The 23549-nt window shown below is 57.5% G+C and carries 19 protein-coding genes; 4 read left to right on the top strand and 15 right to left on the bottom strand.

Annotated features, from left to right (window positions below):
• Positions 1-477 (bottom strand): FHA domain-containing protein, encoded by a 477-nt coding sequence (locus RW023_RS04580; protein WP_315580084.1) that lies wholly within the window; start codon positions 475-477, stop codon positions 1-3.
• Positions 474-1175: a DUF3662 and FHA domain-containing protein gene (locus RW023_RS04575; protein ID WP_315580083.1), complete on the bottom strand. Its 702-nt coding sequence runs from the start codon at positions 1173-1175 to the stop codon at positions 474-476. Before RW023_RS04575 ends, RW023_RS04580 begins: the two co-directional genes overlap by 4 nt.
• Before the next feature lie 221 nt (positions 1176-1396).
• Here RW023_RS04575 and RW023_RS04570 point away from each other — a divergent pair, with 221 nt between their 5' ends.
• Positions 1397-1957, top strand: coding sequence for a hypothetical protein (locus RW023_RS04570; RefSeq protein WP_315580082.1), 561 nt, complete (start codon positions 1397-1399; stop codon positions 1955-1957).
• 87 nt (positions 1958-2044) lie between these two features.
• On the opposite strand, the gene nrdF is transcribed toward RW023_RS04570, so the two are convergent.
• From nrdF to RW023_RS04540, 6 genes are all read right to left on the bottom strand, one after another.
• Positions 2045-3007, bottom strand: coding sequence for a class 1b ribonucleoside-diphosphate reductase subunit beta (nrdF, locus tag RW023_RS04565; RefSeq protein WP_315580081.1), 963 nt, complete (start codon positions 3005-3007; stop codon positions 2045-2047).
• 140 nt (positions 3008-3147) lie between these two features.
• Complete coding sequence (locus RW023_RS04560) at positions 3148-4458, bottom strand: alpha/beta fold hydrolase (protein WP_315580080.1); 1311 nt, start codon at positions 4456-4458, stop codon at positions 3148-3150.
• A 385-nt stretch (positions 4459-4843) separates the two neighbouring features.
• On the bottom strand, positions 4844-5173 hold the full coding sequence (locus RW023_RS04555) for a branched-chain amino acid transporter permease (RefSeq protein WP_034500865.1): 330 nt from the start codon (positions 5171-5173) through the stop codon (positions 4844-4846).
• Positions 5173-5922, bottom strand: a complete 750-nt coding sequence (locus RW023_RS04550; RefSeq protein WP_315580079.1) for an AzlC family ABC transporter permease — start codon at positions 5920-5922, stop codon at positions 5173-5175. Before RW023_RS04550 ends, RW023_RS04555 begins: the two co-directional genes overlap by 1 nt.
• A 104-nt stretch (positions 5923-6026) precedes the next feature.
• The gene (locus tag RW023_RS04545) at positions 6027-6971 is read right to left on the bottom strand and encodes a ribonuclease H (protein WP_315580078.1); all 945 of its coding nucleotides are present in this window, start codon (positions 6969-6971) and stop codon (positions 6027-6029) included.
• Positions 6972-6982: 11 nt separating this feature from the next.
• Positions 6983-9166 carry a prolyl oligopeptidase family serine peptidase gene (locus RW023_RS04540; RefSeq protein ID WP_315580077.1) on the bottom strand — a complete coding sequence of 728 codons (2184 nt, stop codon included), beginning with the start codon at positions 9164-9166 and terminating at the stop codon, positions 6983-6985.
• A gap of 90 nt (positions 9167-9256) precedes the next feature.
• Between RW023_RS04540 and RW023_RS04535 the strand changes: the two genes are divergently transcribed.
• Positions 9257-9736 (top strand): GtrA family protein, encoded by a 480-nt coding sequence (locus RW023_RS04535; protein ID WP_315580076.1) that lies wholly within the window; start codon positions 9257-9259, stop codon positions 9734-9736.
• A gap of 63 nt (positions 9737-9799) precedes the next feature.
• Positions 9800-10696: a patatin family protein gene (locus tag RW023_RS04530; RefSeq protein ID WP_315580075.1), complete on the top strand. Its 897-nt coding sequence runs from the start codon at positions 9800-9802 to the stop codon at positions 10694-10696.
• A 152-nt stretch (positions 10697-10848) separates the two neighbouring features.
• On the opposite strand, the gene RW023_RS04525 is transcribed toward RW023_RS04530, so the two are convergent.
• From RW023_RS04525 to nrdH, 7 genes are all read right to left on the bottom strand, one after another.
• Positions 10849-13398, bottom strand: a complete 2550-nt coding sequence (locus RW023_RS04525; protein ID WP_315580074.1) for an FtsX-like permease family protein — start codon at positions 13396-13398, stop codon at positions 10849-10851.
• A 5-nt stretch (positions 13399-13403) separates the two neighbouring features.
• Positions 13404-14135 carry an ABC transporter ATP-binding protein gene (locus RW023_RS04520; protein WP_315580073.1) on the bottom strand — a complete coding sequence of 244 codons (732 nt, stop codon included), beginning with the start codon at positions 14133-14135 and terminating at the stop codon, positions 13404-13406.
• Between the two features lie 81 nt (positions 14136-14216).
• Positions 14217-16010, bottom strand: a complete 1794-nt coding sequence (locus RW023_RS04515; protein WP_315580072.1) for an ABC-ATPase domain-containing protein — start codon at positions 16008-16010, stop codon at positions 14217-14219.
• Positions 16011-16014: 4 nt separating this feature from the next.
• Positions 16015-16494 (bottom strand): hypothetical protein, encoded by a 480-nt coding sequence (locus RW023_RS04510; RefSeq protein WP_315580071.1) that lies wholly within the window; start codon positions 16492-16494, stop codon positions 16015-16017.
• Between the two features lie 288 nt (positions 16495-16782).
• A complete protein-coding gene (nrdE, locus tag RW023_RS04505; RefSeq protein WP_315580070.1) occupies positions 16783-18939 on the bottom strand; it encodes a class 1b ribonucleoside-diphosphate reductase subunit alpha in 2157 nt (718 codons plus the stop codon).
• Positions 18909-19325 (bottom strand): class Ib ribonucleoside-diphosphate reductase assembly flavoprotein NrdI, encoded by a 417-nt coding sequence (gene nrdI, locus RW023_RS04500; protein ID WP_315580069.1) that lies wholly within the window; start codon positions 19323-19325, stop codon positions 18909-18911. The genes nrdE and nrdI overlap by 31 nt, the downstream gene beginning before the upstream one ends.
• A 91-nt stretch (positions 19326-19416) precedes the next feature.
• Positions 19417-19677, bottom strand: coding sequence for a glutaredoxin-like protein NrdH (gene nrdH, locus RW023_RS04495; protein WP_315580068.1), 261 nt, complete (start codon positions 19675-19677; stop codon positions 19417-19419).
• An 820-nt stretch (positions 19678-20497) separates the two neighbouring features.
• Between nrdH and RW023_RS04490 the strand changes: the two genes are divergently transcribed.
• Positions 20498-23494, top strand: coding sequence for a prealbumin-like fold domain-containing protein (locus tag RW023_RS04490; protein ID WP_315580067.1), 2997 nt, complete (start codon positions 20498-20500; stop codon positions 23492-23494).
• The last annotated feature ends 55 nt before the right edge of the window (positions 23495-23549 follow it).

The raw sequence follows: 23549 nt of genomic DNA, 5'->3' as shown, positions 1-23549 counted from the left end.
TTAGTTCACCAATTCAAGGGTGGTTTGGCCGATTCTGACGATGTCCCCAACATTTAATTCCCGAGGCGAAGTCAGTCTTTCGTCATCCACGAAAGTTCCGTTTCGTGAGCCCAGGTCTTCGATCCACCACTGACCATCTGCAGGAGTGAGCCGGGCATGCTGGGAAGAGGCGTATTCGTCTTCCAAAACGAGAGTTGACGAAGGGGAACGCCCAATGATGATGGGGGAGGCGCCCAAGGGGATGATTGTTCCAACGAGGGGGCCGCCGGTGAGAAGCAGGTTGCGTGGAGCTGTGCCGGTTTTTTCGCGACGAGACTCACGTCGTTTGCGATCTGCATCCTTTCGCCCCTTTCCGCGCGGGGTCACAACAGTGCCGAAAATATCTCGGCGCAGGGTTGAGACTGCTCCTAAGACCAGGAGCCACAGGAATACAAGGTATCCCAGTCGGAAGAGGGTGAAGGTGAGATCAGAAGTCACTGGGCATCCTCACTTTGCGGGTGCGTCCAGAACAAGATACGGGTGCGGCCGATGGTGATCTGGTTTCCGTCAAGAAGGGTCGCCGCGTCGATGCGGTGTCCTTCGACGAAGGTACCATTTGTCGAGCCCAGATCGGTAGCAATAACGCCGGTTGGGGTGATACGAAGTTCCAGGTGGCGGCGAGAAACTCCCGAATCGGCGACGGTAATATCGGCCTCGGTCCCGCGGCCAATGACGGTGACGGGTTCGGTGAGGAGCCACTTCTCTCCGTCGACGTCAATGATGGGGTGCTCGGGTGAAGGTGACGAGGCCGTGGCCGGGGCCGCTGCACCGCGTTCGTTGCGTGCCTGAACCTGGAGCTGGCCGGTGAATTCGTCGCTATCTTTTGTGAAGTCGATAGAGATCGGTCCGAGAAGTGAGTAGCCCTGAGACTGTGCGTAGTCGGTGGCTTGCTGAACGAATTCGTCAGAAAGAATATCGAGGTCGCCCAGTGCGTTCATGTCCGCAGGCGCCATGCGAATGGTGAAGTGATTCGGTGCGATTGCGCGCTCCGTTGACAGTTCTTGAACGTGGTCGTCCATCGCGCGTTTGAGTGCAGAGGTAACGTCAACGGCTTTGATCCCCGAACGGAACACACGAGAAAAAGCACCGTTTACGCCGCGCTCAACGGCGTTCTCAAAACGGTCAAAAATGCCCATGTCATCTGTTCCTTGTTCGCGGTCTTCCTCTTTCCTCAGACCTGTCGATGAACAAAGTATCGACAGGTCTACACGGGTATTTTACCGTTTCGGTTCCAATTGGGCGGGGTGAAGTCGCCGCGTGGGTCTATGTCAAGGTGTTTTCGAAATATGTTTCACCACCTGTTTGCCATATCAATTAGCCCTGTTAATCTCTTGGAAGATCACTGAAATGGAGACGCATGAGCCGGTTCAGTAGTGCCCCCCATCCGCAGCATGCACAGCGTAGTTCTCGACGGAGGAATCGTGCTCGCTATGCCCTGGTTTCGTGCATCCTGACAACGCTGGTTACTCTTCCAGGAGTAGCGAGTTTTCAATCAAGTGCAGTAGCAGATGCTCCCCTAGAAACTCCGGGTGCCGCGAGCATTACACTTTCGCGTTCTCAAGGCCGTATTGGTCAGGCCGTCCTCAATGACTCAGAAACCGATCGCACAACGGTTGTGTCGGATAATTCCTACTTCGGTGTGATCAAAGGGATGGAATCCTACAATTCCGCTGATTCGACTGTAATTACGACCGATTTCGGCCCCGACGAAGGATTTACCTCCGTGCGAGTTCTGCCCGCAAAGGCCGGTACTGGAGATGCGGCTCTTCCGGGTATCCGCGTTGTAGATACGCAAGTTGGTCATCTGCCCCTGTCGGGTTCAACGGGTATCTATCCGAACCTCGGTGTTGGTTCGGTACTGATGGTTGCAGCCGGTGCCATTGTGTGGATGAAGCGCCGCGAAGGACTGAGGGCCTGAGAAACAATTAATAAAGTGGGGGTGCTCACCGCTGGGCGAGCACCCCCACTTTTTAAAGCTCAGTGAGCTGAGCTGGTAGAGCAGAACTCAGAAATCCCAGTCCTCATCTTCGGTGTCGACAACTTCACCCATGACGTAGGAAGAGCCAGAACCAGAGAAGAAATCGTGGTTCTCATCCGCGTTCGGGCTCAGTGCTGCCAGGATCGCGGGGTTCACGTTCGTCGCATCGGCGGGGAAAAGGGCCTCGTAGCCCAAGTTCATCAGGGCCTTGTTGGCGTTGTAGCGCAGGAACTTCTTGACGTCCTCGGTCAGGCCAAGCGGATCATAGAGGTCCTCGGTGTACTCTTCTTCGTTTTCGTACAGCTCGAAGAGCAGGGAGAAGGTGTAGTCCTTGAGTTCTTGACGACGTGCTTCGTCGGACTCGTTCACGGCCAGCTGGTACTTGTAGCCAATGTAGTAGCCGTGCACGGCCTCGTCGCGGATGATCAGACGGATCAGGTCTGCAGTGTTGGTGAGCTTTGCGTGGGCACTCCAGTACATGGGCGCGTAGAAGCCCGAGTAGAACAGGAAGGACTCGAGCATGGTCGAAGCGACCTTGCGCTTTTCCGGGTCGTCGCCCTGGTAGTAGGACTTCACAATCTCTGCCTTGCGTTGCAGGGCCTCGTTCTCGTTCGACCAGCGGAAGGATTCGTTAATCTCTTCAGTCGAAAGCAGCGTCGAGAAGATCGAAGAGTAGGACTTCGCGTGCACCGACTCCATGAAGGCGATGTTCGTATAAACGGCCTCTTCGTGGGGAGTGCGGGCGTCCGGGATCAGCGAGACCGCACCAATGGTTCCCTGAAGGGTGTCAAGCAGGGTCAGACCAGTGAAGACACGGTTCGTCATACGCTGTTCTTCGGCGTTCAGCGTCTTCCACGATGCCAAGTCGTTGCTCAAGGGCACCTTTTCGGGAAGCCAGAAATTGCCGGTCAGACGATCCCAGACCTCAAGGTCCTTCTCGTCCTCAATGCGGTTCCAGTTAATCGCTTCAAAAACGGGCGTTACGCTCACGCGTCCTCCTGACACGAATGTTTTCCACGGCCTCGGCGTGATGGTCGGCGGGCCTGATAGTTTTTAAGATTACCGTGTTGACGCGCGCGCGTCTGCGCCTCGTCAGAATATTCACGAAAGTGTCTCACGGACCCTAGGCGCTAATCTGCGAGCAGCCCCAGCAAGTGATCGACAACCTTCCCTCCCGAATAGGCAGAGCCATCGTGTTGGTATTCGTTCGTGATGTAGTGGTGCGCACCCATGAGTTCACCCGTCTGAAGGGAGAGCTCGCGCGGGACAAACATGTCGTCGTAGTAGACCGCGGCTGCAACGGGGACCGTGTTCTGCGCCAAGACCTCGGGAAGGTAAACCGGCGCTGCATCCTTCACCTGCGCGAGGATATCGGCGACCTCCGCCAAGGGAGCGAGTCCCGGGTCCTCATCGAAGACACGGTGCATGAAGTGCTCACCGGTGAGGTAGTAGGGCTCGGAAGTATCCAGGGGATCAGCGTCCTTTGCGAAACCGGGAACTTCTTCGGCCAGGCGATCTGCTGCCCAATTCGTTGCGGTTCCACGCAATTCGGGAGTTGCGCAGGCGTAGATGAATTCCTGGAATACGCCGTAGATCGGCGCAACATTCGTTGCGTCACCGATTGCTTCCAAGAATTGGGTAGACAGGCGGCGCTGGCCGTTGACGGTCACCCACGGGCCCTCGAGTAGGTAGTGGAGCTGATCGGTGCGTCCTTGTCCACCCAGCATCATGCCGATCTGACGGAAGCGTGCACTGCTGAGGCGCTCGCCGGTCGGGAGGAATTCCTCGGTGTCGCGAAGGTGCGCGGCGATCTGGCGGATTGTTGTCTCGTCCTCGGGGTGACGCTGGAAATAGACGCGGTTGCGCGCTGCTGTGCGCTGGTAGGTCAGGCGGTAGATCTCATCGACATGGACGAGGCCTGGCAGGCCTCCCGTGATGAGGCTGGCTTTCAGGCCCTGAGGCGCGAGCGAGAGGTACGAAGTTGTGATGAAGCCGCCGTAGGACTGGCCAAGAGTCGTCCACGGTTCGTCTCCCGCGAGCTCGTGACGGAAGGCCTCGGCATCGTAGACGATCTGATCTTGGCGGAAATAGCGCAGGTAGTTGGCCTTTTCCTGTGGGGTCGGAAGGAAAGAAAGGGATTGCGCATCCATGCGGGTGGACTGGCCGGTGCCTCGTTGATCGAGAAGGACCACGCGGTAATCCTGCAGGAGACGATTCATCCACCCGCTGTCAAAGGTGCCGAAGCGAGGGCTGGGGTAGCCGGGACCGCCTTGGAGGAAGACGGCGTAGGGTGCGTTTTCTTTGCCGGGACGCACGACCTCGCGCGCGAAGATCTCGATGGTCGGGTTGTCTGCGCCGAGGGGACGCGTGTGATCGAGGGGGACGTTGAGGCGGTGCTCGTAGACGGTGTGAGCGTGGTGAGTGTAAGAGGTCGTACGCATGGGACAAGGGTAGCGCCGCGGAGCGCGCGGTGTGCGGGGGGCGCCGCGGAGTCGGCTGCGGGTGCCGTTCCGTCTGCCGCTCCCCGAATGTCACACGAAGTCGGTAAATGTCGCAGGGAATAAGCTGTGTCTTTTGTTGACTTCGTGTGGAGGAGGGGGGCGTGCGCGGCGGGGTGTGCGGCGTGCGGGGTGTGCGACGTACGGGACCCGCGGATTTGCTTCCTGCCCCGAATGTCACATGAAGGCGGTAAATGTCGCAGGGAATAAGCTGTGTCTTTTGTCGACTTCGTGTGGGGCGCGCGGCGGGGTGTGCGGCGTGCGGGGCGAGGCGAGGCGGTGGCTGGGGTGTCGAACGCGGCGCGGCGGGGCAGCTCAGGTAAGGCTTCTAGAGCAAGTTCAGCATGAGGATGTAGCTGAGGGTCCCGAGGCCGACGCTCCACAGGAGGCGCCGTTTCGTTGCCAGGTGGACAACAACAGTGATGACAGTTGCGACAATTGCCGCCCACCACTGGGAGCCCGCAGAGCCTGCGTTATCGCTGAGCGTCGCCAAGACGAGGATCAACAAAATGCCCGGAGGCATCCACACGGCCATATTCCGAACGAAGCTTGACTCGCGCAGAGGCTCGAGGATCTTGAAGGGGAGCGCGCGCAAGGTGAAGTCGATGACGAAGACGACCAGGAGGATTCCGAAGAGGTAGGGGAGCGAGTGAGACATCAGGACTCCGCACCGGTGTGCGGCGCGTGCAGCTGATGGTCTGAATCGGCGCTGGGACTGGAAGAGGCTTCGCGTCTTCTTGAGAACACATGGCGAACCACAAGGGAAGCGACGAATAGCAGCAGTGCAAGCAAAAGCCGTTGTTGTGGCCAGATGACCATCGCGATGAGGAATGATCCGGCTGCCAAAACAACCGAGGGAATGTCCTTGAGGGAGCGAATTGAATCGATGGTCAAAGTAATGAACAGTGCAGTGAGGGCAAAATCCAATCCCTGGATCTGAGTGGGGATGAACGAGCCCGCAAGAACACCAATTAATCCCGAGGCCACCCACGTCGCGAGATAGGTGACTTGCATGGCAAGGAGACGAGGTTTCGTCCATCCTTCGGGTCGCGCTGCGGTGATCGCGTAGGCCTCATCGACCAGGGCATACATGGAAAATAGGCGTGCGAGCTTGCCCTCGACCAGATGGAGAGGGAAGGAGAACGCGTAGAAAAGATGCCGGAAGTTGACGAGCAGCATCGTCACAGCGATGACGGCGATTGGAGTGTACGAGGCCGCCAAAGTGATGACAAGGAGCTCCGCCGATCCTGAATAGGCAGCGAAAGAAAGTGCTGGTGCCATCCACCAGGGCATACCAAGCTGCATGACCAAAATGCCGTATGCAATCCCCAGAGGAATGTAACCCGCCGCAATGGGTGCGGTCATGCGGATTCCGGTGAGGATTTCCGCGCGGGTTGAGGATGGCATTCCCCTATTTTGGGCCGTCGGAACAGGACGTGCATTCGGTGTTCGCGAATCGAAACAGAATGTATCCGTTAATCCGGAAGCTCGAAGCTCCTCAGCGATACGAGTTACCGAGCCGAGATTGGTGAGGACTGGTGCATGAGAATTCGAGGCCCGTTTTCCCCTGCAACCCAGGTGCTGCTTTCGCGCAGCTTTCCGCCCGTCCAGGTCAAAACGTAGGTGATGACCCATGTGTCCAGATAGCCTGCAGCGGTGTTGTGATGCTTGCTTGCGCCCTGCATGCGACTGACCTGGAAATTCGAGGCCTCCGCGTGCTCGGGTGCGCGCCCTTCCAAACCCTGGGTAAGAGAACCGTTGTGCCAGATTCGTATGCAGCTGGGTGCCTCGAGCGCTTGAAGCGTGCGGGAATCTGCCTGGAGCCACGCGTCAAGGAATTGGCGCTCAAGCAGTACTTCCGGAGCTTCCGCCCCCGTCGTGCTATCCGGAATCTCCCTGCCTGCCGAGGCAGCATCAGCTGTGGGTGTAGAGGGTTCGAATTCCGTCTTCGTGCTTTCCGCAGCGCCGGATTTCGTGCTTTCAGTCGAAGCGAACCCCGGGCCCGTGGGAATAGGGCGTCCATCGCGATAAGCTTCCGCGCAGGAACGCGCTGCGTCATCGGCACGCTCGTTGAGCGGATGTCCGGCATGCCCCTTGACCCACTCGAAGGTGACAATGCGTCCCTGCATGGCGCGGTCAATTTCTTGAATGAGCTCCAGGTTTTTAATGGGTTTCTTATCGGCCTTGACCCACCCGCGTTTCTTCCACCCCGGTGACCACTTGGAGATCACATTGATCGCGTACTGAGAGTCCGCGAGGATGTGGAGCTCTTCGTCTGCAAGACCGGCCTGAGCAGTGGCTTTGAGCAGCTCGAGGACAGCATTCAATTCGCCCAAATTGTTGGTACCGCTGGGCCACCCGCCCGCATCCCAACAATCCTCTGAGACTACCCATGCCCATCCGGCAGGTCCTGGATTACCCAGAGAAGAACCATCTACTGCGGCTGTAATCGTCATAGGAAGTTCCTCTACTTGGTGATTCCGACCTGATGGAGTGCGAAGGCAAATTCTTGAGCCCTGGCCTGCCAACGTCCCTTGCGCCCAGAAGCTCCCGCATGCCCGGCGACCATTTCTGTGCGGATCACGATAGGAGGCTGGTCGGGAACCTGCGCGGTTGCCTGTCGAAGACGTTGAACCCACTTATGGGGTTCAACGTAGAAGACGCGCGTGTCATTGATCGAGGTGGTCGCCATGATCGCGGGGTAACGTACGCCCTGGCGAACATTTTCATAGGGAGTATATGAGCGCATAAGTGCGTAAACTTCAGGATCCTCAATGGGGTTACCCCATTCCTCCCATTCGCCCACGGTCAAGGGGAGTGAGGGATCCAAGATGGTTGTTAGCGCGTCAACGAAAGGGACTCCCGCGATCACCGCAGCAAAACGATCGGGCTGCGCGTTCGTGACCGCGCCCATGAGAAGACCGCCCGCGCTACGACCTTCGGCGATCAAGCGTTCGGAGTGAACCCACCCGGAATCGACCAGGTAGTTTGCGACATCCAAGAAATCGGTGAAGGTGTGCGTTTTCACCAGTTTCTTACCGTCTTCGTACCATGAGCGTCCCATTTCGCCGCCACCGCGAATATGTGCGATCGCATGAACGACGCCTCGCTTGAGTGCGGGAAGACGCAGGATGTCGAACTCGGGATCGAAGGAAACTTCGTAGGAACCGTAACCGTGGATCCACCCCGCGTGACTCCCGTCGGGCTGGGCATCGCGCCGATGAACCAAGGTCACGGGAATCTGTGTGTGTCCATCCCGGGCAGTCACCCAGACTCGCTCTTCCGTGAAGTCAGACGGATCCCAGTTGGGAACCTGAGTGACCTTGAGGATGCGCGACTTTCCTGTTCGCAGATCGAGTTCTTCTACGGTGGGCGAGGTCAGGATGCTCTGGTATCCCACTCGAACGAGGCAGTCTTCAAATCGCCCAGAACTGAGGGGGTAGAGGCTGCGGATCGTGCCTTCTTTGTTGAGTTCTTCCCCGAGTGTCCACAGATCACTGCAATCCGAGGCTGGAATGGGCTTTCCATCGACAATTTCGAGTGGGCGTGTGCGCTGGTAGTAGCGTGCTTGGGGGAGCGCGTCACGCCTGTAGGACAGGGTGAAGAAATTGCGATAGGCCTCGAGATCGCTCAGGCGCTCACCGTCACGGGCGGTGTAGAGCGTCACCCAGTGATCGGGGTCCACAAGCGAATCCACCGTGCCCTCTTGAGGCAAAGGAATACATGCCAAGCTTCCTTCGCGTGAAAGCGCCGTGTGGATGACAAGCAGGTGATCGCCTGCTGGCTCAACATTGACCTGGACATCATCGCGTTTAGCAACAATGGGCCTCGGCGGAATGCTGGGTGCATAGGGATCCCACAGCCATGCACCGCCACTGGTCGTTGACGTCGAATGAACAACGACGTGCCAAGGGTCGTTCGATGCGGAAAACCACAGGTCAAAGGCCTCGTCTGGTTCTTCCAAAAGCAAGGAATCACCATCGGCATCCGCGCCAACTTGGTGATGCCAGAGCTGGAACTGGCGCCATGCTTCATCGACTCGCGTGTAGATAAAGGACTGTGAATCAGCCGCCCACGCAAAACCATAGCCTGCGTCGCTGACATGCTGATCAATGATGTCGCCGCTGGATGCGTCTTGAATGATCCACGTCCAGCGCTCATCGCCTTCGGTATCTCGAGACCACGCGATCAAACGCCCATCCGTGGTCGGCACCAATTCCCCGATCTTGAAGAACTCTTCACCTTCTGCGCATAGGTTTTCGTCGAGAAGGAGTTGCTCACCTTCCAGCGTTTCGCTATCTGCCAGCACCGGGGTATCCGGGTAGTGCGAGGCCGACACGCGGTAGTGCTTCGCATAGGAGTCATCGTGATACTGGCGCTGGAAATACCACCAGTCCCCAACGCGCTGGGGAGCCGAATACACAACCGGTGCAGTGAAAGAATCGAACTCTGAAACGAGGTTCTCAGCCAGCTCCTGAGCAGGCTTGCAGACCTGTTCCGCCCATTGATTTTCCGCATTGATATGGGCAATGACATCCGGGTTGTCGCGCTGACGCAACCAGTCCCACGGATCATCAAAGTGGTCCCCATGGATGGAACGAATGCGCGTTCCAAAACGCTGCGGGGCAAGAGGAGCTGCTTCTTCAGTCATATGGATACTGTAAGGGAGTGCACCCGCATCTGGAGACCGTTCGGGACACGCTGGCCAAACGCCCTCAAATTAAACGTTAAAATCAGTACCGTGCCCACAGATCAACACATCACTACACAAGCCCCCCAGAGCCTCGGGGGAACTCTGCGCGCGTGGATTAAGGAATTCATCCAATTCGGGCTGGTTGGAGCAACCGCTTTCGTCATCGACATGGGACTGTTCAACCTTTTTCAGCACGGACCGCTGGGATTCCTTTCAGGCCATGTCAATACCGCGAACGCGCTTGCAGCCAGCATTGCGACCATCTACTCGTGGATCATGAACCGCGTGTGGACCTACCGCGGGCGAACTCAGGAAAACGCGGGACGTGAAGCATTTCTATTCTTCTTTGCGAACGTGTGTGGCATTGGAATTACGCAGTTCTGCCTGCTGTTCACGCACCACATCCTCGGGTTGAATTCGCCTCTGGCCGACAATATTTCCGCCTATGTCGTCGGCTTTGCGCTGGGAACGGCTTTCCGCTTCGTTTTCTATCACTACGTCGTATTCACGGGAACGAAGAACAGGTAATTTTCGCCATAAATTCGTCCCCACCCCTTCGCCTGCCCCCGCTTTGCGCCGTAGAGTCGAAGGGTGAACACGAATAATCTCAAGCACATTGATGACACTGCCTTAGTTTTCGAAGGCGGCGGTATGCGCGGTGCCTTCACCGCTGGAATCACCGCAACCCTGATCGAAGAGGGTATCGATTTCCCCCATGTTTCGGGGATTTCCGCGGGTTCATCGAACACCGTTAACTATGTGTCTCGTGATGCTCAGCGTGCTCACGATACTTTCACGACAGTCGCCGACAGCCCTGAATTCGGAGGTCTCAAGCACTGGGCGCACGGCCGCGGGATGTTCAATGTCGACTATTTGTACGATGAGATCGCTCAGCCCGACGGCGATGCGCCTTTGGACCTCGATACTTTCCTTTCGAACCCAGCAGAGGTTCGCATCGGAGCCTTCAACGCGACCCGAGGTGAAGAAGTCTGGTTCACCAAGGAGGATATGCGTACGCTGGAAGAAGTTGGTCGCTGCGTGCGTGCCTCCTCGACGCTTCCGATCATCATGCCGACGGTCACGATCGATGGTGACACCTACGTTGATGGAGCACTTGGGCCCGATGGTGGAATCCCGCTGGATGCACCCATGCGCGATGGCTACCGTAAGTTTTTTGTCGTCCTGACGCGTCCGCGAGACTTCGTCAAGGCCCCGATCAAGCCCGGCGTATATTCCGCCCTCAGGATGGCTTTCCCCCATCTTCCCTCGATTGCCGAGGCCGTGGCTCGCCGTACCGTCGCCTACAACGCCGCCCGCCGGAAGCTATTTGAGCTGGAGGAACAGGGACGTGCGTTGATTGTGACCCCCGAAGCTCTGACCATCGACAAGATGGAGATGAATGTTGAACGCCTTGAAGATGCCTTTGACGCCGGAGTTTCCCTGGCGCGTCGGGATCTTCCCCGCTGGGAAGCCTTTTTGGGGCTCTAAGGTAGGCTTCGGCGCTCATCACCGGTGAAGATGACTGAGCACTTTCATGAGTAACTGAGTACTTTCATGAGTAAGGGTGTGGGGCCAAGCGGAAAACCGCCCGGCCCCACACCCTTACTTGTGATCTGGCAGAAAGCCTGAATATTCCAGTCTTATTCGGTAGCGAGGGCGACCGAAGGACTGACCTTTGCTGCTCGACGACCAGGTAGCCACGAGGCAAGGAGCGCAGCAAGGATAGCGATCATGATCACCGCAAGGATCTGCATCCACGGGATAGTGATGAAGACCGTGATGCCTTCCAAGGGAAGCGCCAGGATGCCTATCGCTCCGAAGAAGATTCCGCATGCAGTTCCAATCAGTGCCCCCGTCACCGAGATGAACAGTGCTTCAAGAGCGAGCATAGATTTCATCTGTCTCTTGGTCAGGCCAAGGGCTCGAAGCAGACCATTTTCACGAGTACGTTCGGCAACCGACAGTGACAGAGTGTTCGCAACGCCCACCAGCGCAACCAGGACAGACACACCCAACAGGCCGAGGACAATGAGCAACATCTGGTTAATGATGCCCGTGTACATCTCACGTTCGATTGCCGAACCGCCAACAGACAGATCAGTGTCAATCTTCTCCAGGTTCTTCTGGACCGCTGTCGCAGAGGCACCATCCTTGAGCTTGACAATCATTCCGGTAATTGGAGCATTTGGCGCGATTTTCAGCAGGTTCGCCTGACTGATCTCATAGGGCGCTGTGGAATCCTTGTCGTACTTCGCTTTCAAGGTCATGCATGAACCTTCGGCTGCGCACAGCTTGATGTTCTTGCCATCCAGGGACCCCAAACTGACCATCACAGTCGCATCGTCGATCTGGTCGACAGTTGAGTGCGCGACCGTTGAGTAGTTGGGCTGTCCTAAAATTCGCATCGATCCGGGCGCTTCAGAACCGCTACCGCCGGGAGCAATGGTTCCATCTTCTGCGTCAGCACCGCCCACAGTGGAATAAACAGGGACCGTAGCGGCCACTCCATCGGTCGAAGAGATCCGCGACTGAATATCGCTACTCAGAGCCTCGTCACTGAAGGTCGACACCGAGATGTCGAAAGGACGACGCTCATTCACTTCGTTAATCAGGGAGTCACGCATCGACGAGGCGCCGACCATCATGGTGACAACCAGGGTGACTCCAATGACAATCGATGTACCGGTTGCGGCGGTTCGACCGGGGTTGCGGACCGTATTTTCGCGTGCCATTCGCGCAAGCATTCCCGGCCACACCTTCCCAAAGAGCTTTGTTGCTGCGGGGACAATGACGGTGCATGTCACGAGGATGCCCACTAAGCACAGCAAAGACAGGCCGAAAGAGGCCAAGAATTTCTGCGACCCATTGTGAATGCGAAGTGAGGCAAACAGACTTCCACCGCACAGCACAGTCATCAGCAGTCCCAGCGTCAACGCGACACGGTGGCTCTTCTGGGAAGAAGCGTCGGCCTCGTTAACCGGGGAAAGTGCAGCGATCGGAGGAACTTGAGAGACCGCGCGGGCAGGTCGGCGCCCCACGAAAACGGTCAGCAGCGTACCGAAGAGCCACACGAGCACCACATAGAGGGGTGAAATCGAGGAGATGACATCGACAAAAGTGGTGTCCTCTGTGATTGCGCTCAGTCCGAAACCGCCCAGGAGGAGTCCCACAATGATGCCGACGAGCGAGGAAATCCCGCCAACCGCATAGGTTTCGCGGCGGACCAGAGAGCGCACCTGCTTCGTACTTCCGCCTAGTGCGCGCAGAAGTGCCAGTTCGCGCCTGCGCTGTTGGAGCAGTACTCGGAAGGTCGAAGAGACAACAACCGAGGCAACCAAGATTGCAATAGCCGGGAAGATCAGCGCAATCGCGGTGATCATCGCCGATGAGACTTGAATCGCTCGCAGGCTTTCGTCCACGGTTGCGGAAACACTCGTCACCTTGACGCCCTTGACTGAACTCAGTTCAGTTGTGAGCTTTTGTGTCCACTGTTCCTGATCATCAGTTGAGGGGTTGCCGTACTTATTCACTGCAGGTGCATTGGTCGCAACGTGAATTTCGCCGGTCGGCTTCGTTCCCGTGCTTTCCTCGAAACCTTCTGTCGTCACGTAGGACGGCGCGAAAGTTCGATTTCCCGAAGAGTAGGTTCCGACGATGGTGAACTCGTGTGAGGAAACCGCGTCGTCATGGGACAGGCTTGTCAGTTTGTCGCCAATTTTGAGAGAAGATTCCTGTGCCGTGCGCTGGGGGATGACGATTTCCGAGGCCGTGGCAGGAGCTTTGCCTTCAGTCATCTTCACCGCGTTGAGGGGTTCCGCGAGCGCGGGAGAGAGGAAGAGCGTTGTCTGATCGTTTCCGGCCTTCACTGCAATGGGGTATTGCGCCGTAATTCCAACCGCCGTCACGCCCTGAATCTTTGCGATCTTTTGGGTGAGGGCATCGAATTCATTGCCGACCTGGGCGGCCGTCATGTTCAGCGCCTCGTCGTCGGCGGGACTGTAGGTGACCACTGATGTGGTCCCGCGGTAGAAATTGCGGACGCTGCCGGTAAGCGACGAGGTCATCGTATTTGAGAACAAGAGCGTGATGACGATGAACGCGGTGGAGATGGCAACCGCCAAGCCAGTTGAGAAGTAGCGGCGACCGTGGGAATGAAGATTGGCTTTCAACAGCCGTGTTGTTGCGCTCACGGATGTCACCTCAACGCGGCATTCAGTTGATCTTCGCTGGCATTGCGAAGATCGGACACGATTTGGCCGTCACGGACAACCAAGACGCGATCGGCGTAGGTTGCGGCGTGAACATCGTGAGTGACCATAATGACGGACTGCCCCAGTTCAGTAACCGCTCGACGCAATAGATCAAGAACCTCTGAGGTCGAGTGAGAATCCAGGTTACCGGTGGGTTCATCAGCAACGATGACTGCGGGGCGGCTCATCAGTGCACGAGCGACAGCCACGCGCTGCTGCTGGCCACCCGAAAGTTCTGATGGCCTGTGGTTGAGGCGTTGTTCCAGACCCAGCGAAGAAACAATGAAGGTGAACCAGTCTTCATCGACTTTCTGCCCCGCAAGTTCCAAGGGGAGAAGGATGTTGGCCTTGGCATCCAGGGTGGGAATCAAGTTGAAGCTCTGGAAGATGAAACCGATGCGATCGCGGCGAAGTTTCGTCAGATCAGCATCTTTCAAAGCGGTAATCTCTGTGTTTTCGATAAGTACGCGACCTGAGGTGAGCGAATCGAGTCCCGCAAGAATGTGCATCATGGTGGACTTACCCGAGCCGGAGGGGCCCATGATTGCGGTGAATTCACCAGAGTAGAAGTCAACGGTGACGTTATCGAGGGCGGTGACCTGGGTATCGCCCATACCGTAAACCTTGGAAACGTTAGCGAGGCGAACGATCGGGGTCGCAGATGGATCTGTATTCATGCCTCCATCATGGCTGCCCGAGCAGAGCGAGCGCTATGGGGGGATGCCCTGGGCTTCCCCTGATTTCCCCCGGTGTATCCCTTAGTCTTTGGTGGTGCTGGAGGGCTCTTTCTCGTTCAAGCTCAGTCCTCGGAAGCGGTTGAGGGCCGCCGCGACATCGACGAGGCGTGGGCGGGCAAGGCGTCCTGGCAGGGCGTGCGCCCCGAACTTTACGACGGCGTCCAAACCTTCAGAGTTCAGTGCGCGCTCAAGGCGTGCCAAAAGATCACTGAGACTACTTGCCCCATTCGCGTAGGTGTAAAGCAATCCGCGAAGCATCCATGCAATTGCCTCGGTCTGCCCAGGATCCACAATCTGTTCAACATCGCCCAAGTCAAGGTTGATTTTGTCGATGGTGATTGAGGACAAACCTGCTGCCTTCGTCTTTGGTCGATCGGAGGAATGCAAGCGCGCAGGAGCGCGCCGTGCTAAAGGAGCGCTCATTGTCAGGTTCTGATGTGCACGAGGAAGCTCTTCGACGACGTGACGGGCTCGATCGCTCACGTCTAGGCAGCGGTAGTGGTCCATCATCAAGACCCGATCTGCCTGATCGAGATAATCTCCCGATCCACCCATGACGAGGATTGTTGAGACACCCAGATCTTTGTGAAGAGAGGAAATTCGATCAACCAGGGGAGTGATCGGCTCTTTCTCGGGTTGGACCAGCTCGCGCATGCGCGCATCACGGATCATGAGGTTCGTTGCGCTGGTGTCTTCGTCAATCAGTAGAAGCGTCGAAGCCAATTGGATTGACTCGATTAAGGATGCAGCCTGCGATGTCGAACCCGAGGCATTTTCCGTGGAGAAATGCGTTGTGTCAGCATCTCCCGGAAGATGAGTGATGAAGGAGGAGACATCGACGCCAGTGACCGCCCGACCATCGGCAGCGCGTACCTTCATCGCGTGCTCAAGGGTTGCGACGTATTCGCGGCCATCCCCAGGAATGTGCGCATATACGCCGCGCTGAATTGCGCCCAAAAGCGTGGACTTTCCGTGATATCCGCCGCCGACAATCACGGTGACTCCGGGCTCGATTGCCATCCCGCGAAGGATGCCGGCGTGGGGGAGCTCGACCTCGGCCTCGAGGGTGGTGGGGGAGGAAAAAGGAAGTGCACCCTCCATGGGGGACTGCGAGACTCCGCTGCGGCGAGCAAGAATGGAACCGTTGGCGATGAAAGATACCCAGCCGCGATCGATGAGGATCTGCTGCAGGGCACGATAATCCTCGTAAACCGCGATATGACGCAACAAGGCCTCACGTTCGCGTTCAACTTCAGGAATATCGCTCAGGTAGTCGAAAGTATCTTGGACTGCGTCCGGCACGTCGAGGTCGAAAATCTGTGCTGCGCGGTGGCCAAGGATTGTGCGGCCTCGTGCGGGCATACGGACTTCAAAACGCAATTCAACGCGGTCGGGTTTGACGGTGCAGGCACTGCGATCAAGAATCTCGACGCTGGGGGACATCACCTGAATGTCATGAAGGCGCCGCTCGCGTAGGGAACGGTTGAAAGCACGCAGGAGGTAATCCGCACAGGCTGCCCGGGCATCGGGTGAGGCGATTGCGGCCTGCGGAAGCCCCATTTCCTGCGGGGTTGAAATGGCGCGCACCTTTGAAGGCGGAGCGTAGGGATCGGCCTGAATTCGGTCGATTGAAAGCGAGAAACTCCCGAAATCCCACATTCCAACGACGGACTTGTAAGCGGGATACGAACGTCCATCAAGTTTGTGAAGCGAACGGATGAGTTCCTCATCGCTACCGGTGTGTTTGCGGAACTCAGCGGTAGAACTCTGGCCGGAAATACGCTGTGCGCGCTCTGGATTGGTTGAGGTGCTCATGAGTTCAGCCGATCGCGTGCGAGATCGTGATGATCGCGTAAATGATGAGGAAAATTACCAGGCAGGAGTGAATGATTGTGCCTGCGATGCCCAAAGATCGGGCGATGAGAGCCTTCTGATAGGAATTTTCGGGAAGGGATGCCGAGCGGGCGTTCTTGATCGCGGAAGCGCTCCATGCCCACGCCGGAATTGAGCCGAAAAGGCCGATGAGGAATAGGCCAAGAAGAGCAAGAACCAGCGGGCCGTTGCTGGGGACTTCGCGTGCCTCGAGCGTCGGGGTGGTCGGCGTGTAGGTGAATTCAGGCGCGCCGAACTGGGGTTGGGGGGAAGTTTGGGGCTGTTGGGGGGCAGCGGGAGTTGGCGCTGGCATTGCCGAGGACGGTGCTGGCGCTTGCGGTACCTGCGCGGATCCCGCGTACCCCGAAGCGTTCATTGGGACGGGGGCTGTGAATGGTCCGGAGTTCTGCGGATCAGGTTGCGTCATGTCTCCATCATAGGCAATGGCTTGAGGTACAGGCGCGTTCCAAGCTTGCTCCAAGCTTGTTCATGCCTGCCTGCCTGCTCCCGCCTGCCTGTCTGCTCCACACGAAGTCGGTGTTTGTCACAGGTTATGCCCTGTGTCTTTTTCCAACTTCGTGTGTCTTTCCGAGGCCGCGCCCGCGCGCCCCCGCGCCTCTTTCCGCACCCGGAGGCGCGCTCCCGCCTACCAGAACAAATACAATGCGGGGGCCGGTTTCCCGACCCCCGCTCTGCCCGCTATACGGGCTTGACGTCACAGCATGCAGGACACGCAGCCCGAAACTTCGGTGCCTTCCAGTGCCATCTGACGCAGTCGCATGTAATACAGGGTCTTGATGCCCTTCTTCCACGCGTAGATGTACGACTTGTTGAGGTCACGCGTGGTCACCGTATCGGGGTAGAACAGCGTGAGCGACAGACCCTGATCGACGTGCTGGGTTGCCACCGCATAGGTGTCGATGATCTTCTCGGGGCCGATCTCGTACGCATCCTGGTAGTACTCCAGGTTTTCGTTCGTCATGTAGGGCGCCGGGTAGTAGACGCGACCGATCTTGCCTTCCTTGCGGATTTCAATGCGTGACACGATCGGGTGGATCGACGAGGTCGAGCCGTTGATGTACGAGATCGAACCGGTCGGCGGGACCGCCTGGAGGTTCTGGTTGTACATACCGTACTGGGCGACGTCGGCCGCCAGGGCCGCCCAATCCTCCTGCGTGGGCAGGTGGATTGTCGAGGCCGCAAGAAGTTCGCGGCAACGCTCAGTTTGCGGCTCCCACACCTGGTCGATGTACTTGCGGAAGTACTCGCCCGAGGCGTACTGGGAGTCCTCGAAGCCTTCGAAGCTCACTCCGCGCTCGCGGGCAATTGTGCACGAGGCCTTGATGGCCTCGTAGGCAACGGCCATGAAGTACATATTCGTGAAGTCCAGGGCTTCTTCGCTGCCGTAGTAGATGTGTTCGCGGGCGAGGTAGCCGTGGAGGTTCATCTGGCCCAGGCCGATAGCGTGACTCATCGCGTTGCCGCGGGCGATCGAAGGAACCGACTGGATATCCGACAGATCGGAGACTGCGGTCAGGCCGCGGATTGCGGTCTCGATGGTCTTGGAGAAGTCCGGGGAATCCATGGTCTTCGCGATATTGAGCGAGCCCAGGTTGCAGGAAATGTCCTTACCAATGTGTGAGTAGGAGAGGTCATCGTTGTAGGTCGAGGCCTCGGACACCTGGAGGATCTCCGAGCACAGGTTCGACATGGTGATGCGGCCCTTGATGGGATTCGCAGCGTTGACCGTGTCTTCGAAGACAATGTAGGGGTAGCCGGACTCGAACTGGATTTCAGCGATGGTCTGGAAGAAGCGACGTGCGTTGATCTTCTTCTTGTGGATACGGCCATCGTCAACCATCTCGTGGTACTTCTCGGTGACCGAGATTTCCGAGAAGGGCACGCCGTAGACGCGCTCGACGTCGTAGGGACTGAAGAGGTACATGTCCTCGTTCTTGCGGGCCAGCTCGAAGGTGATGTCGGGGATGACCACGCCCAAGGAGAGAGTCTTAATACGGATCTTTTCATCCGCGTTCTCGCGCTTGGTGTCCAGGAACTGCATGATGTCCGGGTGGTGTGCGTGCAGGTAAACGGCACCCGCACCCTGACGTGCGCCCAGCTGGTTCGCGTAGGAGAAGGAGTCCTCGAGAAGCTTCATGACGGGAACCACGCCACTGGATTGGTTCTGAATCTTCTTGATCGGGGCGCCGGCCTCGCGAAGGTTGGTGAGCTGCAGGGCGACGCCACCACCGCGCTTGGAAAGCTGCAGCGCGGAGTTGATACCGCGGGCGATGGACTCCATGTTGTCTTCGATGCGCAGAAGGAAGCAGGAGACCAGCTCGCCTCGCGCTGCCTTGCCGGCGTTGAGGAAGGTCGGGGTTGCCGGCTGGAAGCGCCCGGTCATCATTTCGTCGACCAGGTGGCGCGCCATCTCGATATCGCCCTGTGCCAAGTAGAGCGCGACCATGACGACGCGGTCCTCGAAGCGCTCCAGGTAGCGGGTTCCGTCGAAGGTCTTGAGCGTGTACGAGGTGTAGTACTTGAAGGCGCCCAGGAAGGTCGGGAAGCGGAACTTGTGGGCGTAGGCCTGCTTGTGGAGGTCCTTGATGTCCTGGAAATCGTATTGGTCCAAGACGTGCTTCTCGTAGTAGCCCTGCTCGACCAGGTATTCCATCTTCTCTTCCAGGTCGTGGAAGAAGACGGTGTTCTGGTTGACGTGCTGAAGGAAGTACTGGCGTGCTGCCTGTCGATCGGCCTCGAACTGGATCTTGCCGTCGGCGTCGTAGAGGTTTAGTTGCGCGTTGAGCGCGTGGTAATCCAGCTCGGGGGAGGGGGCTGGTTCTACTCCTGTGTCAGTGAGGTTTTCTGCCAAAACTCGCTCAATCCTTCGCGAACTCGTGAGACGTCTTCGGCGGTGCCGAGGAGCTCAAATTTGTACATGTGGGGGATGTGTAATTTTGCGGAGATGATGTCTCCGGCCAGGCAGTAGGCCGTGCCGAAGTTGGTGTTCCCGGAAGAGATGACTCCGCGGCAGAGGCCACGGTTGTGTTCATCGTTGAGGAACTTGATGACTTGTTTGGGGACTGCTCCCTTGATGTTGCCGCCGCCGTAGGTGGGGACGATGAGGACGTAGGGCTGATCGACGTGAAGGAATCCGTCACGGGGGAGAAGTGGGATTCGCTGTGCTGGGAATCCGAGTTTTTCCACGAAACGGCGGGTATTGCCCGTCGCCGACGAGAAGTAGACGACGTTGACCATGTGGTCTTTTCCTTTCACGAGGCCGTCCCTGGGCAGGGAGCAAAAAGTGACCCGGTCCCCCGGTTTGCGTGGGGGACCGGGTGGGTTGCTTTTAGGCGTTAACGATGCGTGCCGTTCCCATTGCCGAGGCCTGTGCTGCGGCCTTGATGAGATCGGGGCGGTAGCCGCTCCAGTGGTCTTCGCCGGCGATAACGACGGGAGCTTGCTGGTAGCCCAAGCCCTTAATGAACTCGAGTGCCGAGGGGTCTTCGGTGAGGTCGACCTTCGTGTAGTCCAGTCCCTGCTTGTCGAGTGCGCGGTAGGTCGCATCGCACTGGACACACATGGGCTTGGAGTAGACGGTGATAGACATGGTCGGACCTTTCAATGTCGTGTGTTGATGTGTGTTTTCTCCGCTGTTTACCCGGGGGAGCGGAACATGCGACAACACTACACCTTGTGTGTGCTTTCGTCACGAGACCCAATATGTTGTGTCTAACTATGTTGCTGACCCTAGATGTGGATGGACGACTGCCCCTCTGTGGATGGGGTGTGGATGAGGGTGGCTTACATCGGTGTAATTTGAGGAAATTATGCTCGAGGGGACCTGTGGATAGAGCTCCTCTATTTCTCCACAGAGCGAATTGAGGCTGTGGGTAAGCGCACGAAAAATTCGAAAAATTTTGTGCCCATGTCGGCGTGTCGTACGTAGCGCTCATCCAGTAGTGCGGTTGATGGGTTGGTTGCCCCGCGATTAAGGAATGTGCATGCTCCAGCGTTTCCTCAGTTGCACGGTTGACGGATAGAGAACTTGTGTCAGGAAAGCTCAAATGAGTGGAAGATGCGCGATTTCTGAATAAAAAATGCGTAAATACTGGGAGCTGTGAGGTATATCACCATTAGCTGCAAATGACCCTTTTGAAATATCTAGCGCTTTTATGTATCTGCAGGTCGAAAGATATTTGTATGGATGGAATTATTGAAATTTTATGCCTAATTCTGCCATGTTTGCGATAGTTAGCTGAAAGCTACCTGTACGATTCAATTGTAAATCGAGAGGGTGTTGCATACCCTCTAATCATTCCTATCTCAACAGGCGGTAGATGACACACGCATTTGTTGGCGCATGCGCAGTCAATGACGTGTTGTCAGAAAACTGTCAGCTATCCCATGACATGAGGAGCACCTCCAGCATGACGAATGCGAAAAGCTCAGCTACGTCGAAACGCAGGTCTGTATCGACGCGCTTCGTAGCGGCACTTGCTGTAACAGCAACCGCCGGTAGTGCACTTGTCGGAAGCTTCGTTACTCCTCAGCCTGCGTATGCAGCGCAAGAGCCCGCTGCTACGAAGATTGACGTCGGCGAAGTCTCTGCTTGGATGGGTGGGGGTGTCACGAATAATTCTGAGACTGACACAACCACCGACTACAACAACTTCATTCGCTACGGCATTGTCAAGGGTATGACGGAGAATCGTATCCGCACGGGCAATACTCCCGTTACGACCACCCTCGGTGGTGCCTACGCGAAGGCTAACGATGCGTGGACCTACATTGCCCGCGGCTGGCCCTGGAAGTGGGACGATCAGACCAATAATACGGGCTCTGGTGACTCTCAGGCTTCCAAGGACTGGATGCAGGCTCATTACGACAAGTGGGCTGCTGACTCCACGAAGATCTGGGTGAATGGCCAGAGTGCCATCGGCTTCAAGCCGAACAATCCGGGCGAGGTTGAGCCGGGTCAGACCTTCCTGCTCGGCGCGATCCGCCACAACAACCTGCCGATTGGCGGTACTTCGCAAATTCAGCAGTACCTGCACTCGTCCCTCAATCTGCAGCTGACGGGGCTGATTCCTGGCGATACCGGCGAGTCGTACCCGTTCGTCAATTACGAGTCCTTCAATACCTTGGCCTCGACGATCATTTACCGCAAGGGCGGCGCCTACGTCAAGACGGATGGCGTATACGGCTTGTGCTCCCCCCAGTTTGGTCGAAACGGCTGGGATGCGACCCAAAGAATCAACAACAAGCTCCCTCGTGACCTGGTTCTTAATGGTGAAGCTGGCCGTCCTGGCTACACGGCCGCTGGTGACTTTATTGGTCCTGCCTACGAGCCGAACCCGGTCAACGCAGCCGATCCCTCGCAGGGCTACACGAACCTGCCCGAATCCCGCTCGGGGCGCATGTACTGCGTGAAGTACGTGGGTGAGGGCAACGGCGACTACGACCTGTACAGCCAGTACTACAACGGTGGTGCGGAGCAGCCTCGCGACCAGCTCACTAGGGAAGAAGTTCTTCCGCGCACCTGGCCGGGTGCCAAGGGTAACGTCAATGAAAACCCGTACGTCTCCGATACCGTCAAACTCACGAAGACTACTTCGGACCGTACTTTCACGAAGAACGGCCGTACCTACCGTCTGCACCTCTGGGGTTTTGTTCCTGCCACGAACGCAACGAACTTCCTGACCCCGGAGAACTTCAACTCCATCCCGACGGCCAACTGCCCGACCACCGTTCCGGCGGACGCCGAGCGCACCAACACCTTCATCACGCAGGAGCTTTCGGTTAACTACGCCTGCCTCTACGGCGTCATCACCGAGGAGCGAAGCGTGCGTATCGTGAAGTCCGTCGAGGACCCCTCGGGTGCCAACCCGACGATCCCGGCCGCCAACTTCGCGGTGACGACCGGCTCCACCTGGGCGGATAACACCGACCGCACGCCGGCGACCACCGGCACGGTGACCGTCTCGAAGCCCACGGCCTCGTCCGCCCCGGCCAAGACCTCGTACATCTCCGCAGCCGACCCGGTCGCGTCGCTGACCCCCACCGGCTTCGGCGAGGCTAACGCCAAGTACGACTCGGTGTTCATCCCCTTCGAGGTCGGCAACTCCGACTTCACCATCACGGAGAAGGAGATCAACACCGGCGGCGAGGACAAGTGGAACCTCAAGGACATCAAGTGCGTCAACGGCATCGGTGAAGACGTCGCCGTGACCCGCACCGAGCGCGGCGTCAACTTCAAGAACGTCGGCGGCGCAGCGTCCAACGAGGCGGCACCCATCACCTGTACTTTTGTCAACGAATACCAGGCTCCCAAGCTGCGCGTTGAAAAGTCCATCGAGCACAACGGTGGCGCCACCGGCGCAACCAACTTCACCGTGGACTACAAGATCGTCGCCACCAACGACGGTACCTTGGCTGCCAACACCGGTAAGCTCACCGACAAGCCCGAATTTGCCAAGGGCCTCGAGATCCAGTCCGCAAAGATCGCTGAAACCCAAGCAGGTTTGGACACTGCCTCCGATGCAACTGCAACGAATGGGGTGTACACCCTGACGAACGGCGTCGAACTGGCTCCCAATGCCTCAAAGGAATTTTGGATTCGCTTCACGGTGACGCGTAATACTGCCGCGGCTGGTTACTCGGAAGAGAACCTCGCCTGCCGAGCAGATTCAGTGGGCATTCCAGAGCCGGGCTACGGTCTCTTCAACCAGGTCTACGCTGAACAAGGCAAGGACTGGGATGGTACCGATAACAACAAGGCCTGTGGCCCGACCGTTCCGCACGACTTCGTTGTGGTGAAGGCCGGTACGCAGAATACCGGTAAGACCTTCGCCGACGCGGATAACCAGTACACGGGTCCCAAGGGAGTCACGATGTACCCCCTGTCGGGTGCTGAGTTCGCAATCTATAACGCCAACCCGAATACTGATGCCAACGCCACCGTGGTCAAGAATCTGACCCAAGCGAATGCAACCGACGGCTACTACTGGTCCGTCAACGACTTGGAACTCGGCCGCGTCTACTGGCTGGTTGAGACTAAGGCCCCGGCGGGGCACTCGCTCCTTCCCAGGCCCATCACCTTCACGCTGAATGCCGCTCAGGCAGACGGCACCGGCACAAAGGTTGAGCTCGGAGATGAAGTGGAAAATACGGCCAAGTGGGCCAAGGGCGCAGTTCAGGCCTTCTCTTCAATCTCCGGCAGCCTGCCCGGTCCCAAGGGCTTCCTGGTTGGAAATACCCGCAAGGCCACCCTCCTCGTGAAAGACACTGAGGTAGGACACCTGCCCGTCTCGGGCAGCTTCGGAATCTACCCGTACATCGGCGTCGCAGTGGCGCTTATGGGCGGGGCGATGGTGATCTCGCTGGTCACCATGAAACAGCGTCGGAAGGCAGATAAATTCGCCTGAGACACTGACCCTGTAAATGACTAGTTCAATCACCATCACTCGATCTGTTTAAAGA

The sequence above is a fragment of the uncultured Actinomyces sp. genome (assembly GCF_963542285.1).
Classification (GTDB): Bacteria; Actinomycetota; Actinomycetes; order Actinomycetales; family Actinomycetaceae; genus Pauljensenia.
Note: the sequence above shows the minus strand (reverse complement) of the source record. Positions and strands in the feature narration are given on the sequence as shown.

Coding starts and splice junctions, on each gene's coding strand:
- RW023_RS04575 (WP_315580083.1), bottom strand. CDS start 1,175: ATGGGCATTTTTGACCGTTTTGAGAACGCCGTTGAGCGCGGCGTAAAC.
- RW023_RS04570 (WP_315580082.1), top strand. CDS start 1,397: ATGAGCCGGTTCAGTAGTGCCCCCCATCCGCAGCATGCACAGCGTAGT.
- RW023_RS04560 (WP_315580080.1), bottom strand. CDS start 4,458: ATGCGTACGACCTCTTACACTCACCACGCTCACACCGTCTACGAGCAC.
- RW023_RS04555 (WP_034500865.1), bottom strand. CDS start 5,173: ATGTCTCACTCGCTCCCCTACCTCTTCGGAATCCTCCTGGTCGTCTTC.
- RW023_RS04550 (WP_315580079.1), bottom strand. CDS start 5,922: ATGCCATCCTCAACCCGCGCGGAAATCCTCACCGGAATCCGCATGACC.
- RW023_RS04545 (WP_315580078.1), bottom strand. CDS start 6,971: ATGACGATTACAGCCGCAGTAGATGGTTCTTCTCTGGGTAATCCAGGA.
- RW023_RS04540 (WP_315580077.1), bottom strand. CDS start 9,166: ATGACTGAAGAAGCAGCTCCTCTTGCCCCGCAGCGTTTTGGAACGCGC.
- RW023_RS04520 (WP_315580073.1), bottom strand. CDS start 14,135: ATGAATACAGATCCATCTGCGACCCCGATCGTTCGCCTCGCTAACGTT.
- RW023_RS04515 (WP_315580072.1), bottom strand. CDS start 16,010: ATGAGCACCTCAACCAATCCAGAGCGCGCACAGCGTATTTCCGGCCAG.
- RW023_RS04510 (WP_315580071.1), bottom strand. CDS start 16,494: ATGACGCAACCTGATCCGCAGAACTCCGGACCATTCACAGCCCCCGTC.
- nrdI (WP_315580069.1), bottom strand. CDS start 19,325: ATGGTCAACGTCGTCTACTTCTCGTCGGCGACGGGCAATACCCGCCGT.
- nrdH (WP_315580068.1), bottom strand. CDS start 19,677: ATGTCTATCACCGTCTACTCCAAGCCCATGTGTGTCCAGTGCGATGCG.
- RW023_RS04490 (WP_315580067.1), top strand. CDS start 20,498: ATGACGAATGCGAAAAGCTCAGCTACGTCGAAACGCAGGTCTGTATCG.